This window comes from Clostridium sp. AF32-12BH, from assembly GCF_003477935.1.
Taxonomy (GTDB): Bacteria; Bacillota; Clostridia; order Lachnospirales; family Lachnospiraceae; genus Brotaphodocola.
Map to the genome: position 1 here is coordinate 638 of NZ_QUEH01000050.1, position 237 is coordinate 874.

Consider the following 237-nt stretch of genomic DNA (forward strand, 5'->3'; position numbering starts at 1 on the left):
TAGAAACGATGGCCCACCCGGATTTCATCGGCGATCCGGTGTAGCCACCAGTCGTAAAGGTCACGCTTGACCGTCCAGCGGCCCCGCCGCTCCTTCTTGACGATCCTCCGCTCATACCAATCCGGGTACTTCTCTTTCGCCTCGGCCAGCGACAGGCGGCTCTTTCTCATAAGCCCCTCAAGCCGCTGCTGTTCCCCGTTGCTGTCCGGGATATAATCAAGCAACCGCGCCAGCTCC

The 237-nt window shown here is 60.3% G+C and carries 1 pseudogene; it reads right to left on the reverse strand.

Annotated elements, in window-relative coordinates:
• Window positions 1-237 (reverse strand): annotated as a pseudogene (locus DWZ40_RS20230) (hypothetical protein); the annotation flags it as partial.